The sequence below is a fragment of the Kingella sp. SNUBH-2017 genome (assembly GCF_028680565.1).
Lineage (GTDB): Bacteria > Pseudomonadota > Gammaproteobacteria > Burkholderiales > Neisseriaceae > Kingella_D > Kingella_D pumchi.
Window position 1 is genome coordinate 83184 of the sequence record NZ_JAPHVK010000001.1, and the last position, 15119, is coordinate 98302.

The 15119-nt window shown below is 62.1% G+C and carries 13 protein-coding genes; 5 read left to right on the forward strand and 8 right to left on the reverse strand.

Annotated elements, in window-relative coordinates; genetic code table 11:
* Positions 1–168: 168 nt before the first annotated feature.
* The gene (gene pyrH, locus OP500_RS00380; protein WP_238748346.1) at positions 169–882 is read left to right on the forward strand and encodes a UMP kinase; all 714 of its coding nucleotides are present in this window, start codon (positions 169–171) and stop codon (positions 880–882) included.
* Between the two features lie 100 nt (positions 883–982).
* Positions 983–2590, forward strand: coding sequence for a hypothetical protein (locus OP500_RS00385; RefSeq protein WP_274069866.1), 1608 nt, complete (start codon positions 983–985; stop codon positions 2588–2590).
* Positions 2591–2668: 78 nt separating this feature from the next.
* Here the strand turns inward: OP500_RS00385 and OP500_RS00390 are convergent, their stop codons facing one another.
* The 3 genes from OP500_RS00390 to OP500_RS00400 form a co-directional block, all read right to left on the reverse strand.
* Positions 2669–2803 (reverse strand): hypothetical protein, encoded by a 135-nt coding sequence (locus tag OP500_RS00390; RefSeq protein WP_255778742.1) that lies wholly within the window; start codon positions 2801–2803, stop codon positions 2669–2671.
* A 122-nt stretch (positions 2804–2925) separates the two neighbouring features.
* Positions 2926–3747: a class I SAM-dependent methyltransferase gene (locus OP500_RS00395; protein WP_238748344.1), complete on the reverse strand. Its 822-nt coding sequence runs from the start codon at positions 3745–3747 to the stop codon at positions 2926–2928.
* Positions 3748–3896: 149 nt separating this feature from the next.
* Entirely contained in the window at positions 3897–4769 is an 873-nt protein-coding gene (locus tag OP500_RS00400) for a metal ABC transporter permease (protein WP_274069867.1), read from the reverse strand.
* Between the two features lie 93 nt (positions 4770–4862).
* Between OP500_RS00400 and OP500_RS00405 the strand changes: the two genes are divergently transcribed.
* Positions 4863–5522 (forward strand): DUF5339 family protein, encoded by a 660-nt coding sequence (locus OP500_RS00405; RefSeq protein WP_274069868.1) that lies wholly within the window; start codon positions 4863–4865, stop codon positions 5520–5522.
* 110 nt (positions 5523–5632) lie between these two features.
* Entirely contained in the window at positions 5633–6298 is a 666-nt protein-coding gene (locus tag OP500_RS00410) for an NAD(P)H-binding protein (protein WP_274069869.1), read from the forward strand.
* 149 nt (positions 6299–6447) lie between these two features.
* On the opposite strand, the gene OP500_RS00415 is transcribed toward OP500_RS00410, so the two are convergent.
* Entirely contained in the window at positions 6448–6732 is a 285-nt protein-coding gene (locus OP500_RS00415; RefSeq protein WP_274069870.1) for an NAD(P)H-dependent oxidoreductase, read from the reverse strand.
* Between the two features lie 87 nt (positions 6733–6819).
* Entirely contained in the window at positions 6820–7731 is a 912-nt protein-coding gene (gene rarD, locus OP500_RS00420) for an EamA family transporter RarD (RefSeq protein WP_274069871.1), read from the reverse strand.
* Between the two features lie 244 nt (positions 7732–7975).
* Here rarD and OP500_RS00425 point away from each other — a divergent pair, with 244 nt between their 5' ends.
* Positions 7976–9292, forward strand: a complete 1317-nt coding sequence (locus OP500_RS00425) for a Tat pathway signal protein (protein WP_274069872.1) — start codon at positions 7976–7978, stop codon at positions 9290–9292.
* A gap of 110 nt (positions 9293–9402) precedes the next feature.
* Here the strand turns inward: OP500_RS00425 and OP500_RS00430 are convergent, their stop codons facing one another.
* The 3 genes from OP500_RS00430 to rtcR form a co-directional block, all read right to left on the reverse strand.
* Positions 9403–9756, reverse strand: coding sequence for a hypothetical protein (locus OP500_RS00430; protein ID WP_238748336.1), 354 nt, complete (start codon positions 9754–9756; stop codon positions 9403–9405).
* A 76-nt stretch (positions 9757–9832) separates the two neighbouring features.
* Positions 9833–13120: an exodeoxyribonuclease V subunit gamma gene (gene recC, locus OP500_RS00435; protein WP_238748335.1), complete on the reverse strand. Its 3288-nt coding sequence runs from the start codon at positions 13118–13120 to the stop codon at positions 9833–9835.
* A gap of 232 nt (positions 13121–13352) precedes the next feature.
* Complete coding sequence (gene rtcR, locus OP500_RS00440; RefSeq protein ID WP_238748334.1) at positions 13353–15059, reverse strand: RNA repair transcriptional activator RtcR; 1707 nt, start codon at positions 15057–15059, stop codon at positions 13353–13355.
* Between the last annotated feature and the right edge of the window lie 60 nt (positions 15060–15119).

Here is a 15119-nt window from a genome sequence, read left to right on the forward strand (position 1 = left end):
GGCGCGGGCAAAGGCAGCCTGAAAACGCCGGCATGCCAAAAAGCAGCCTGAAAACCGGTTTGGGCGGGCTTTCAGGCTGCCTGCGAAGCCTTGTAAATCCTGAAAAGCGGACGGCGTTTGCGCTATAATCCGCGCCGTTCGTTTTTTATTTTGGGAAGGGATACGGCCATGACCGTCAAATACAAACGCATTCTGTTGAAACTCTCCGGCGAAGCCCTGATGGGCGGCGACGCTTTCGGTATCAACCGCGAAACCATTATGAGCATGGTTCGCCAGGTGAAAGAAGTGGCCGATATGGGCGTGGAAGTCGGCATTGTTGTCGGCGGCGGCAACATCTTTCGCGGCGTGTCTTCGCAGGCCGAAAGCATGGACAGGGCCACCGCCGACTACATGGGCATGATGGCCACCGTGATGAACGCGCTGGCGCTCAAAGACGCCTTCGAGAGCATCGGCACCAAAGCCCGCGTACAGTCCGCCCTGTCCATGCAGCAGATTGCCGAAACCTACACCCGCCCCAAAGCCATCCAGTATCTGGAAGAAGGCAAAGTGGTGATTTTTGCCGCCGGTACCGGCAACCCCTTTTTCACCACCGACACCGCCGCCGCCCTGCGCGCCGCCGAAATGGGCTGCGACGTGATGCTCAAAGCCACCAATGTCGACGGCGTCTATACCGCCGACCCGAAAAAAGACCCCGCCGCCACCCGCTATCCCACCATCACCTTCGACGAAGCCATCAACAAAAAACTCAAAGTGATGGACACCGCCGCCTTCGCCCTGTGCCGCGAGCGCAGCATGAACATCGTCGTGTTCGCCATCGCCAAAAACGGCGCGCTCAAACGGGTGGTGCAGGGCGAAGACGAAGGCACGCTGGTGCACAGTTAAACCGCCAAAATTTCCAAACCGCTTTTCAGGCTGCTTTTGCGCTTCTTTCGCAGGCAGCCTGAAAAACACTGAGCAACCCGTCCCACAGGCAGCCTGAAACATGACCGAATCGCGTTTTGCCTTTCTCGAGCGTTATCCCCATTTCCCCGCCGCGCTGGCGAAAAAAGCGCGCGAAGCCGAAGCGGACTATCCCGAGCGCTACGGCGCTTCGCTGGCTGCCTGCCGCACCGCCGCCGAAAAAATCACCGAATTTCTGCTCGCCCAAACCGGCCTGCCGGCCAAAGGCAGCATCGCCAATCCCTTTTTCAGCCGCGACAACCCGCGCTCCAAGCCCGAGCTGGATTTGGCCAGGCAGACCGACCGTTTGTTTGTGCTGCTCAAAGAAGATTTGATCAGCTATCAGGACAAAAGCGAGCGCTTTGACTTTATCCGCGCCAAAGGCAACGCCGCCGCCCACGAAGATAGCGACAACCCCTACACCGAAGCCGATGCCGCCGCCGCACTCGAGCATCTGCTGGTTTTGTGCCGCCAGCTGGCCGAACGCTATCCGACGCCGCAGCCGCCGCGCGCGCCGCGCTGTTTCCGTGCGCCCGATGCCCGTTCCGCCGCGCCTGCCGCACGCCGTGGGGGCGGCGTGCGCATCGGCAATGTCGCCACAATACTCGCCATTTTTATCGGCGCCGCCATCATTATTCCGCTGCTGATTTACGCTTTCTTCGCCCTGCGCGACGGCAGGCAGCCTGAAACGCCGTCCGGCGCCTTTCAGGCTGCTTCCGCTCCCGCCGCCAACGTTCTGCGCTATGCCGACGGCAGCGTGTATCAGGGCGAAACCGTCAACGGCAAAGCCGAAGCGGCGCACGGCAAAATCACCTATGCCGACGGCAGCGTCTGCGAAGGCCGCTTTGCCAACGACCGGCTCAACGGCGACGCCCTGTGCCGCTATGCCGACGGCAGCAGCTATCAGGGCGGCTTTACCGACGGCATCCGCAGCGGCCAGGGCAGAATCGTCTATGCCGACGGCGGCAGCTACAGCGGCGGTTTTGCCAACGGCGAGCCGGCCGGCATCGGCGAATTATCATCCGGCACCAACAGCTACACCGGCCGCGTGTCCGGCCGCAGCCCCGCCGGCGAAGGCGTGCTGGCGGTATCCAACGGCGAACGCTGCACCGGCAGCTTTACCGCTGCCGCCGCCGACTGCCGCTTTGCCGACGGCAGCCGCTATCAGGGCGGTTTCGACGCCCAAAGCCTGAATTTCCACGGCCAGGGCAGCCTGAGCGATGCCGCCGGCAAACTCCGCTTCAAAGGCGAATGGCAGCAGGGGCAGCCGGTGCAGAGCGCGCTGTCCGAGTTTGAGCGCATCCGCAGCCAGGCCGAAGCGGGCGACGCCGAAGCGCAAAACGAGCTGGGGCATCTCTACTGGCAGGGCAAAGACGTCCCCAAAGACGACAAAATGGCGGCGCTGTGGTACCACAAAGCCGCCAGCCAGGGCTACGCCGCCGCCCAATACAATCTCGGCGTGCTCTACGAGCAGGGGCGCGGCGTCAGCCAGGACAGCGAACAGGCGCTGCTGTGGTACCGCCGCGCCGCCGAACGCGGCAACGAACGCGCCGCCGCCCGCCTTGCCGCACTCGAGCGCCAAAACGATACCCCGCCCGCCGACGCGCCCCGCCGCAAGCCGGAAGGCGATGCGATTGACGAATTGTTCTGAACATCGCCCCGCGCGCGGCAAAAAAGCAGCCTGAAAAGATTTTCAGGCTGCTTTTGGTTTGTGCTGCGCGGTCGGCGTTTAGATTTTGCAGGCGCCGCCGGGGCAGGAATCGTCGTCTTCGCCGTTGAAGCCACCTTCCACGGTGATGCCGTCAAAAGCGTCGAGCGCGTCGTCGAGATTGTCGAAAGCGTTGTCCAGATTGGTGTCGTCCATGGTTGCTCCTTCGGGGTCGGATAAAAAGGCCGGCATTCTAAGCCGGCCGGCCGGTTTTGGCAAAGGCAGCCTGAAAAAGCGTTTTGCGGCTTTCAGGCTGCCTTGTATCAGGTTTCAAACCGTCAAAGCTGTATCCGCATGATCCTCATATCCAGGTTTTCGCGTCCCCAGCGGGTTTTTAGCAGCAGGCGCAGGATAAAGGGATAGCGCGGCGCGCAGATGCTGCTCAGCCCGATTTCTTCAACCAGGCGGCTGCCGGGGGCGAGTTTGAGCACGTCATCGGCACTGCCCACGCCCCAGCGGAATTCGGGCGGCGTTTCGCCCATTTGCCGCAGCGCGTCGTGCTGCTGGGCGCGGCCGACCATTTTTTTAAACAGCGCATCCAGCACAATCTGCGTGCCGGGCAGTTTGCGCTGCACCATTTGGAAAAACGCCTGCACCTGCGCTTCTTCAAAATACATCAGCACGCCTTCAATCACCAGCAGCACGGGTTTGCCGTGCGCGGCTACGGTGTCCGTCCAGCTCTCGTCAAACATGGACACGCCCAGATAATGGTTGCTCGATTCGGGCAGCAGCATCCGCCGCACGTCGATTACTTCGGGCAGGTCAAGGTCGTACCACGCGGTAACGTTCGGGCGACCCATGCGCTCGTAGCGCGCGTCCAAGCCTGCGCCAAGCTGCACCACCACGGCATCAGGGTGTTCGTCGATAAACCGCTGCGCCATTTCGTCAAGCAGCCGCGCCCGCCCGCAGCAGCCCACTTGCGATGCTTTGGCTTTGGCAAACGGGGTAAAGTCGTAATCAATCATATCCAGCATCCGCGCGGCTTCTTTGTCGTGCAGGATGGCATCGGGGCGCTCGTATTCCACGGCTTTTGCCCACAGCGGAATCAACATGGTGCTGGACAAAACGGTGATGTCTTTGGGGGAAATTTTTTCAATCATGGCACTTCTCCTTAAGGTTGCCGGCAAAGGCAAATGCTTTGCGTTTACACGATTTACTATACGCCTGCGCGCAGGCGCTGCCAATAGCAAAGGCAGCCTGAAAGCCGGTTTTGGGCGTTTCAGGCTGCCTTGGGCAAACGGAAAAACGGTTAGGCGGTGCGGTGGCGGCGGCGCAGCAGGCGCACCAGTATGCCGCTTTGCGCGCCAAACAGCACCGATGCCAGATACCACAGCCCGCAAAACAAAATAATCGTGGGGCCGGACGGGATATTGGCTGGATGGTGGTAAGACAGCAGCAGCCCGGCATAGCCGCACACCAGCGCGCTGAGCGCCGCCACCGCCATCAGCGCGCCGATGCCGCGCACCCACAGCCGCGCGGCAATCGCCGGCAGCATCATCAGTCCCACCGACATCAGCGTGCCCAGCGCCTGAAAACCGGCCACCAGATTCATCACCACCAGCACCAGAAACACCACATGCCACACGCCGCCGCGGCCGCCGACCGAGCGTAGAAACAAAGGGTCGATGCTCTCGAGCACCAGCGGCCGGAAAATCACCGCCAGCGCCACAATGCTCACCGCCGCCACCGCGCCCATCAGCCGCAGTGACAGCAAGTCCATCGCCAGCACCGAGCCAAACAGCAGATGCAGCAGATCAACGCTGTTGTTGCCCAAACTCACCAGCGTTACCCCCAGCGCCAGGCTGCTCAGATAAAACGCGGCGAAATTGGCGTCTTCCTTCAATTCGGTAAACCGGCTGACCAAACCGGCCAGCAGCGCCATCAGAATGCCGGCGGCAAAACCGCCCAGCCCCATCGCCGGCAGGCTCAGCCCCGCCACCATATAGCCGACGGCCGCGCCCGGCAGCACCGCATGGCTTAAAGCGTCGCCGATCAGGCTCATGCGGCGCATCACCAGAAACACGCCCACCGGCGCGGCGGAAAAGGCTAAAAACACCACCGCTGCCAGCGCGTAGCGCATAAAGGAAAATTCGGTAAAGGGTTCGATAAGGATTTCGTACATAATCGCAATCGGAAAATAAGGATCAGGCCGTCGCCGGCGCGGCGCAACCGTTTTCAGGCTGCCGGCGCGGCTTGGAGCACGCGCCGGCGAAAAGTGCCGATTATACTGCCTTGCCCGCCGCTGTGCGCCGCCGATTCTGCCGTCGGAGTAGGGTGGGCAAACCCACGGCAACTGCGGCAAACTGCGGCGAAAACCGTTTTCAGGCTGCCTGATGCCAAAAAAGCACAAACAAAACTTGACGCTTTTAAAGAAATATCTAACAATCCACCCCTTGTTCAACCACCCGTAGTAAAAAGCGAGAAAAATATGAAATTATCTTCACTGTCCGCCCTTCTTCTGACTGCGTTTGCTCTGGCTGCCTGCGGCGGCAATTCCGGCGACACCGGTGCTGCTTCCGCTCCTGCCGACGCTTCTGCCGTAGCTGTCGACACCGCTGCCGGCGGTTCCGTATGCGAACAGTACGAAAAAGCTTTCAACGACATGCTGCAGACTGCTCCTGAAGCCAACCGCGAACAGTTGAAACAAGCGTTCGAACAAAGCAAGAGCGCCATGGCCAGCTTGTCTGACGACCAACGCAACGCCATGTGCGAAGAGTCTCTGAAAGCGCTCAAAGGCGAAGCCACTGCAGCCGACACTGCCGAAGACAAAGCTGAAGAAGCCAAAGAAGCTGCTGAAGAAGCTAAGGAAGCTGCCGAAGAAGCCAAACAGGACGCTAAAGAAGCAGCTGAAGAAGCTAAAGAAGAAGCCAAATAATTACGGCACTTCCGATATTGCAGCCGCCTGCAGCCGCAGGCGGCTTTTCCTATTTACCGTTTCCCGCTGCCAACTTTCAGGCAGCCTGAAATCCACCGCAACGGCAAAACATGAAAGCAGACATTATCGGCGCCACCGGCTCCACCGGCAGAGTCTTGCTGGCGCAGCTTTTGAACGACGAGCGCTTTGACGAAGTGCATATTTTCGTCCGCCGCGCGCCCGATTTTGCCCACGACAAACTGCATGTGCATCTGATCGACTTCTCCCGCCCCGACACCTGGACGGACAAACTGCGCGGCGACGTGCTGTTTTCCTGCCTGGGCACCACGCTCAAAGACGCCGGCAGCCAAGAAGCGCAGCGCAAAATCGACTATCAGGCGGTACTCGATGCCGCCCGCGCCGCCCGCAGCAACGGCACGCGCATGATGGTGCTGCTCTCGGCCGCCGGCGCCGATGCGCAGTCGCGCATCTTTTATTCCCGTCTCAAAGGCGAGCTCGAGCGCGACATCGGTGCGCTGGATTTCCCGCAGCTGCTGGTTTTCCGCCCGCCGCTGCTGCTGCGCCCCGGCAGCACCCGCGCCGGCGAAATCTGGAGCGCGCGCATTTTGTCCGCGCTCAACGCCGTCGGCATTTTGCGCAGCCAGCGCCCGCTGCCGGTTGCCGATCTCGCCCGCGCCATGATTGCCGCCGCCGTGCAGGCCGCAGGGCAGCCTGAAAACATCCGCCGCGTGCTGGCGCCGCAGGATATCCGCCAGCTGCTGGTGCAACAGCCTTAGGGTGTATTGACATTCGGCTTTTGAAGCGGATTTTTCGTCAGAAAATGGCAGATGCAAGGCAAAAATGCGAGCCTATGCCGCCCATAGGCGAGTATTTTTAACGCGGCAGATGCCGTTTTATGGCGGAAAAACCGCCAAAACGCTGATTGTCAACACACCCTAACGCCGCCGCAAAAAAAGCAGCCTGAAAACGGAAAACCCGCTTTCAGGCTGCTTGTTTTGCGTTTGCCGGTTTGATTTGCCGGTTTGAAACCTTTGCAAATACCCGGGTTTTGTCTAAACGGCGTCATTCCCGACTGAACGGGAATGACGGCATATATGGCGATTTCTTCGATTTGTACGCCGGTCGGCGCTTGCGCGGCGATGTATTCGGCGGCGCTGCGGTTGAGCGAAGGGCGGTTGAGGCTGCCGACAATCAGGGCGATGCGGGTCATGGCGTATCCTTTTGTGTGAAAAATAAAGGCGCGCAGTGTAGCCCAAACGGCAGCGGCGGGAAATGGGAAGATTTTTCGTTTGCTTTTTCAGGCTGCCCTGCGCGCCGTGCGCCATGCGCCAAAGAGAAACACCGCCACGCCCAGCCACACCCATGCGTAGCCCGCCAGGCGGCCGCCGTCGAGCGTTTCGCCGAACAGCGCCAGCCCCAGCAGCAGTTGGATGGTGGGCGAGAAATATTGCAGGATGCCCAGCAGCGACAGCGGGATGCGCTTGGCACCGGCGGCGAACATCAACAGCGGCAGCGTGGTCGCCGCGCCCGAGCCGAGCAGCACGGCGCTTTGCAGCGCGTTCAGGCTGCCAAAGCCGACCAGCGTGCCGTTTGCGCCGCACCACCACAGATAGGCAATGGCAAAGGGCAGCAGCAAAAAGGTTTCCAAAGCCAGCCCGGGCAGCGCGCCGATGGGGGCGAGTTTGCGGATCAGTGCGTAGCAGCTGAAACTGGCGGCCAGCAGCAGCGACACCCACGGCACCTGCCCCGCCGGCACCGCCAGCCACAGAATGCCCGCCAGCGCGAGCAAAATCGCCAGCCACTGCGTGCGGTTCAGCCGCTCTTTAAGCACGACAAAACCGAGAAACACATTGCACAGCGGGTTGATAAAGTAGCCCAGGCTGGCATCGAGCACATGGCGGTTGGTAATCGCCCACAGATACACCAGCCAGTTCGCGCCGATTAGCAGCGACGATGCGGCAAACACCGCCAGCAGGCGCGGACGGCGCAGCACCGCCAGCACTTCGCAGCCCTGCCGCCGCCCAAGCAGCACCGCCAGCGCAAACAGCGCCGACCAGGCCACGCGCTGCGCCATCAGCTGCATGGCGGGCATCGTACCTTCGAGCGGATACCAGTAAAGCGGAAACAGCCCCCACACCGCATAGCAGCCCAGCGCATAGCGCAGGCCGCGGCGGCGTTCGGCGGCGGAATCGGCAGTTTCGGTGGTCATGGCGGCATCTTTCAAAGTGGAAAAAAGCGCGGATGGTACGCCTGCGGCAGGCGGGCGGCAAGGCAGCCTGAAAGGGACGGACAAGGGCTTTCAGGCTGCCTTTGCCGTGAAACAGGCAGCCTGCGTAGCGAAGCTAAAAACCCTTATCCGGCTTTCAGGCTGCTTTTTAGCTGCGCCGCCATTGAATCGGCGGGCAAAGCGTGTTAAACCGCGTTTTTTCGGTTTTCCTACACAGGAGCCCGATATGCCCACCCGCCGCGAATTTATCCTATCCGCTGCCGGCACCGCCGTATTACTCAGCGTCGGCGGCTGCGCCGCATTGGGCGGTGTGTCTGACAATGCCGTCGAATTGGCCGCCGCCGTTACCCGCGTGTTTGGCGACGGCATGCGGCTGGTAGCCGTGCGCCTGACTTTCCGCCACTGGGTTGATGCCAAAACACTGTCTATCGGACAATTCAAAGTAGCGGGGCGCACCATTACAGGCTTAACTGTTTCCAACAGCGAAGATGGCCGTGAAACTGCGAGAGGGCATTACGTTACACTTGCGCTCAATCCCTATGACGAAGGCGCACTGCTGACCGTGAAAAAAGGCCGCCCCGCCAACAAGCCTGCCAACGCCGCCCCTGCCAAAAACGGCCCGGGCAAGGCGGGCGACAAGGGCGACAGCGCGCCCACGCTCAAAGCCGCCGCTGCCGAAGTAAACATTGGCGGGAAAACCGTTCAGACCAGCGCCGTGATCAACCAAGTGTTCGACGATTTCGTCCAGCGCGAATACGCCGACAAGCAAACGGGCAAAACCGTGCGCTACAACCTGTTTGCGCCGAAGAATATCGAAGATGGCAAACGCTATCCGCTGGTACTGTTTATGCACGATGCGGGCGTAACCGGCACGCTCGTCAAAGCGCCGCTCTATCAGGGTAACGGCGCGACTGCGTGGGCGTCGCCCGAATTTCAGGCTGCCCACCCGTGTTTTGTCATTGCGCCCGAGTTTGACGAAATCATTGTTGACGACACCAGCACCGCGTCGCCCTATCTGGATGCCACCATTAACCTAATCAATCACTTGCAAACCAAGCTGCCGATTGACGGCAATCGCCTGTACACCACCGGACAGTCGGGCGGCGGCATGATGTCCATCGCCATGAACATCAAATATCCCGACTTTTTCGCCGCGTCCTATCTTGTCGCCTGCCAATGGAATCCCGCGCTGCTCACGCCGCAGATGAAAAACGTGAAATGGTGGATTACCGTGTCGCAGGACGATGCCAAAGCCTATCCGGGCGAAATCGCCATCACCGAAAAACTCGCCGCCTTCGGTGCCAAAGTCGCCCGCGCCGACGATTGGAACGCGCAATGGCCGGCCGATAAGTTTCAGGCTGCCTTCGACAAAATCGCCGCGCAAAACGCCAATGTGAATTTCGTTGCCTTTGCCAAAGGCACGGTGTTTAAAACCGCAGCAGAAGCTAATGCCGGTGGCGCGTCGGGGCATACGTCCACTTGGAAATACGCCTACAACATCGCGCCGCTGTTGGATTGGATTTTTCGGCAGCGCAAAGGCTGATGCTGCCAAAACCAAAAAAGCAGCCTGAAAACCGGTTTTCCGCTTTTCAGGCTGCTTTTGCATGGGCGGCTCAATGCCGCAGGCGGGTGAAACCTAGCGCGCGCCGCCGATCAGATCAAGGCCCGGCACACCAGCCACAGCAGCAGCGCCAGCACCAGCATCACATGCACCGTGGCGCATACAAAAGCCCACAGCGCCGGTTTCCTTTTGCCGGCGCCGGACAGGCAGTAAACAATGACATAGATCGCCGACAAAGGCGCCACGCCCATTGCCGGCATCCAGCCGAACCATCCCCAGAACATCCCCAAATTACGCCCGGGCCAGGGGCTGGCGTTAAAAATAAAAAACGGAACGGAATACACCAGCACCGTCATGGCGCAGCCAAAAAACAGCGCGGCCAGCACAAGCGCAACGATAACGGGCGTTTCGCGCGCATCTCTGGTATCGGAAATAAATTTCACCATTTTTCACTCCTTGCTGATTGGCGGCAGCCTGAAACTTTCAGGCTGCTTTGGGCTGATGAATCGGCTGTTTTGCCGGTTATCCTTCGTCCAGCGCCTGCAGGCAGCCTGAAAGCGGCAGCAGCAGGTTTTCGGTCAGGTGTCGGAAGGCGTCGCTGCGGTAGGGCGGCTCGTCGCCGTCGCGGCCGTAGAGCAGGCGGCTTTCGGGGTAGTCGGCTTGGGCAAAGCCCTGATAGCCTTTGTGATAAACGGCGGCGGCCTCGGCGCGGGCGGCGTCCCAGTCGTTTTTTTTCAGTAGGCTGCGGGCGGCGGCGAGATTGAGACGGGGCAGGAAGGGCAGCGGTGCGTGCTGCCCCTGCCGGTAGGCGGCAATCCAGCCGGCAAGGTTGGCGCGGGCATCGTCCTGCGCCAGCGGCGGCAGCGCCAGCGGCTGCGGCAGCGTGAGAAAAACGGTGCTGCCGGCGTTGGGGGTGGCGGCGCTGTAAATCAGGTGGCGCAGCAGCAGTTCGATTTGGTCGGTGGCGGAGAGTTTGGCGCGGGCGTGGGGGAAGTCGGCCAGCGTGAATATCTGCCCCTGCGGATACAGGCTGCCCAGATGGTAGTTCAGGCTGCCGGCATCGGTGTCGATGCGCCCGCTTTGCGGGGGCAGGCGGCGGGCGGAAACCAGCGAGCTGTCGAGCATTTTGGCCTGGGCGGCGTAGTCCTGCCCCACCAAATTGCCGATGGCGCCGGCGGGCAGCTGGCTGCGGGCGCTCAGTTCGGCGGCGGTGTCGGCAAAATCCTGCTGCCGGCGGCGGGCGTCGATATAGGCGGCGGACAGGGTGCGGTGGTCGGCGGCAAAAGGCTCGGCAGACTCCCAGTCGCCGCCGATATGGGGCTGCTGCCAGTTGAGCTGCTGCTGCAGCCAGGCGCGCGGGGGATTGCGCCAGAAGCGCAAAAAACGGTGCTGCTGCAGCGCTTCGCCGTCTTTCAGGCTGCTTTCGCCTGCGGTGTCTTTCAGGCTGCCGATAAAGGGGGCAGGCGGCGGCTGCGGGTGGTTTAGGGCGTCGGCGTAGTCCCGGCGGGTGCCGGCCACGGGGGGGCGTTCGCCGAAATAGCGGCGCGAGAAGGGCTGCAGCGGATGGCTGATGATCCATTTTTGCGCCAGCTCGGTGCTGCCGATGCCGGCCAGGGCGGCGATGCAGTCGGTCAGGCCGTTGAGCAGGGTGGACGGCGCGCGTTCTTCGTCGCTGCGGATGTCGCGGCCGACGTAGGACAGATACAGCATTTCGCGGGCGCTGAGCAGGGCTTCGAGAAACAAATAGCGGTCGTCGTCGCGGCGGGTGCGGTCGCCGGCGCGCGGGCGGCGGGCGATTAGGTCGAACTCGGCGGCTTTGGTGTTGCGCGGAAATTCGCCGTCGTTCAGGCCGAGCAGGCACAGGACTTTAAAGGGCAGCGAGCGCATCGGCACCATACTGCAAAAAGTGATGCCGCCGCGCAGAAAGCCGGCTTCGCTCTGGCCGCCGAGAAAGCGGGAAAGGTGCAGCACGGCGGTTTGCAGCGACAGGCAGCCTGAAAAACCGGCTTCTTCGGTTTGCTCCTGCCATTGGGCGAGCGCCTGCTCGAGCTGCTGGGCGGCGGCCAAATCGTCGTCGGCCGGGGTGAACAGGCCGGCGCACAGGCTGCGCACGCGCCGGCACCATTCGGGCACGGCGGCGGGCGTTTCCCATTCACGGCGGGTGTCGGCCAGCAGGCGCAGCAGCGCGGCGAAACGGCCGAGCATTTCGAGATGGGCGTCATTGCCCGGCCACGGGCTGACGCCCTGCCACAGGCCGGCGCCATCGGGCATCAGCCAGCCCAGCGCCAGCCGCTCGATGCCCTGCTGCCAGGTAAACAGGCTGCCCGCGTCGCCGTAGCGGGCGCGCATTTCGCTGTCGCTGCCCCAGCGGATATTGAGACCGGCCACCGTGTCGTGCAGCAGCGGCAAATCTTCGCGGCTCAAACCGAAGCGCTCGAGCACGATGCTGCTTTCCAGCAGCGGCAGCAGTTTTTCCGCTTCAAAACGGCTCTCCAGCAGCGCCAGCGCGGATTCGAGCGCATACAGCAGCGGCTGGCGGCGCGACAGGCGCACGTCGGACACCGAATAAGGCAGCGGCCAGCCGTCGGCGCTGCCGCCGAACACCGCTTCGATAAAGGGCAGATAAGGCTCAATATGCGGCGTGAGCACGGCGATATCGTAAGGCTGCCAGTCGGGATGTTCCGCCAGCAGCGCCAGCAGGCGGTCTTTCAGAATCTGCAACTCGCGCAGCGGGCTGTGGGCGCTGTGGATTTCGATGCCGGCATCCGCGCGCAGATGCGCGATAACGGCGTTTGTGTCTTTGCCCGCCAGCCCGTTTTTGTCTAACCAGTCCGCGCGGCCGTCCTGCGGCAGAATCTGGCTTTGGATGTGAAACTGCAAAGTGTGCAGCAGGCCGGGCGACTCGGGCGCTTCGGCGTAGGAGTCGATGTCGGCGCCGATATCGGCTTCGGCCAGCGCGTCGAAAAAATCGCGCCCCTGCTTGCCCAGCGCCGCCAGCAGCGGATGACCCTGCTCCGACAAATCGGCATCCGGCCGCGACAGCAATTCGCCCGCCGACACCGTTTTGCCCCAATACAGCCGGCTGGGATTGAGCGCAAACAAATGCACTTCGCAATGGCGCGCCGCCAGCTGCAGCAGCTGCAGATACACCGGCGCCAGCGACGAAATGCCGAACACCAAGAGCCGCGGCGGCAGCGCGTGCGGCGGTTTTTCCGCCGCCAGTGCCGCCGCCAGCCGGTGCCACAAAGCCGCGCGGTGGCGCCCTTCGGCTGCGCCGCTGTCGAGACTGCGCCACAATTCGGCCTGCCACAACTGGCTCTCGGGCAGATCAGGCAGCGTTTTGCCCTGCTTCCAAGTCTCCAGCCAGTCGGCACGGTAAACCAGATACTGGTCGAACACATCGGCCAGCTGTCCGGCCAGCGCATAACGCGCGCTCTCGCCCCGCTGCAGATAAGCGCCCAGCGCCCCGCGGGCAGCCTGAAAGCGCTCATCCGCCGCAAACTGCGGCCGGTCAAACAAGGCCAGCAGCCGCCAGCGCATAACTTCCGGCGCAAACGGATCGTTTTCCGGCACCGCGCCGACCTGCTCGCGCAGCCAACGCCACATCAGCTGCGCCGGCAGCACAAAGCGCATATTGGCGGCAATGCCGGTTTCGCGGGCAAGATAATGGCTGAGAAAACGGCGCATCCCGTGGCTGGGCACTACCACTTCTTCGGCGGCAAAGGGATCGGGCAGCGGATTTTGACGGCGCACCGCCGCCAGCAGCGCGGCAAGGTCTTCCAGATGGTCGGATTGGTAAAGATGGAACATGGCGCGGCAGGAAAGGGGTAGGGAAAAGACGGATTATAGCCGCGCCAGGCAGCCTGAAAAGTTTTCAGGCTGCTTTGCTTGGGCTGGTTTGAAAGGCAGCCTGAAAGACGGCGGACAAGTACACGCCAAAGCGGGGCGGCGCTTGCGGCATCAGCAACAAAAAAGCAGCCTGAAAACCATTCCAAACGGTTTTCAGGCTGCCTTTTTGCCGGTTCGATCTGCTGCAGTACGTTCACTCCGCCACATCCGCCCATTCCAAACCGAAGCGGCGCAGGTATTTGCGCAGGCGGTCGCTGTCGTTGGGGGTGCTGCGTTTGCGGCGGGAGGCTTGGTAGAGGGCGCGGCCGGCGGCTGCAAGGGTTTTGTGGCGGCGGCATTCGGCGGCGACGGCGGCCAGTTGGAGTTGGTCGAAGCGGTCGATGTCGTCCCAGCTGCGGCCTTTGGCTTCGAGAATGCGGCGGATGCATGCGGCGGGGGTTTCAGGCTGCCCTTTATTGTCCGCAGGCAGCCTGAAAGCGAGATCGGACGGGTTTTCAGGCAGCCTGAAAACGCTGTCGCTCGAGCCGTCCTGCCACTGCCATTGCAGGCGGGCGATTTCGGCGGCGACGTGTCCGTTTTGGATGCGGCCGTGGCCGGCGAGAGTGGCCAGGCGCATGATGCTGGCGGCAAGGTCGCGGAAGTTGCCGCGCCAAGGGGCGTGCTCGGAGAGGGCGTAGGCAAGGTAGGCGGCGCGGGCTTCTTTGTTGAAGCGGGTGGCGCGGCCGAGTTCTTGCGAGACGACGGCAAGCTGGTGGTCGATATTGGGTTCGATGTCTTCGCGGCGCTCGGCGAGCGCGGGCAGGCGGTAGTGCCAGATGTTGATGCGGGCGAGCAGGTCTTCGCGGAAGCGGCCGGCGGCGGCTTCGCGGCGCAGGTCGCGGTTGGTGCCGGCGATGAGTTGGAAGCTGCTTTCGCTTTCGCGGTCGCTGCCGACGGGATAAAAGCGTTTTTCTTCGATGGCTTTGAGCAGCATGGCTTGTTCGTCGAGGCCGAGTTCGCCGATTTCGTCGAGAAAGAGCAGGCCGCGGTCGGCGGTTTTGAGATAGCCTTCGCGTTTTTCGGCGGCGCCGGTGAAGGCGCCTTTTTTGTGGCCAAAGAGAGCGGAAGCGGCGCCGTCGCCGCGCAGGGTGGCGCAGTTGACATCGACAAAGCTGCCTGAAAGCTGGCGGCGGGCTTTTTTCAGCTCGTAGATGCGGCGGGCGAGCATGGATTTGCCGGCGCCGGTGGGGCCGGAAAGCAGGATGGGGGCGGGGGAATTGAGGGCGACTTGTTCGATTTCGGCGATCATGCGGTTGAAGGCGGCGTTGCGGGTGGCGATGCCGCTTTTGAGATAGCGCACGGCGTCGTCGCTTTCGGCGGCAAGGCGGCGGGCGATGGCGTCGTAGCGGGCGAGATCGAGGTCGATGATTTCGATGGTGCCGAAGTCGCCCTGCTCCATGCTGTGCCGCTGGCGTTTGGGCGGGGCGGTTTGCAGGAGAAAGCTGGGAATGCGGCGGCTTTCAACCAGCAGAAACAGGCAGATTTGGGCGACGTGGGTGCCGGTGGTGATGTGGGTGAAATAGTCTTCGGCTTCGGTGTCGAAAGGGTAGGCGGCCGCCCAATCGTGCAGCTTGGTATAGACTTCGCCGAAGTCCCAGGGGTTGGCCAACTCCAGCGGCACGAGATTAACGGCAAGATGCGGTGCGGCCTGCGCCAAATCGCTGCGGACAAGTTCGGCCAGATTGCGGAATTTTTCGCTGTAAAAGAGCTCGAGCCGGTCGAAACGCTGCGCGGTTTGCTGGTGCAGGGCGATGTTCGGCCGCCACTTCTGCCAGCGCCCCGCACCGCGCGCATTGTCGAGCACGGTACCGAGAAAGCTGATAACGGTGCGGGTTTTGGGGGCGGGGGACGATGCGCTCATGGTGTTTTCGCTTGCGGATTGGACGGGCAGACGGATTGTAACCCGCGGCGCGGAATGTGG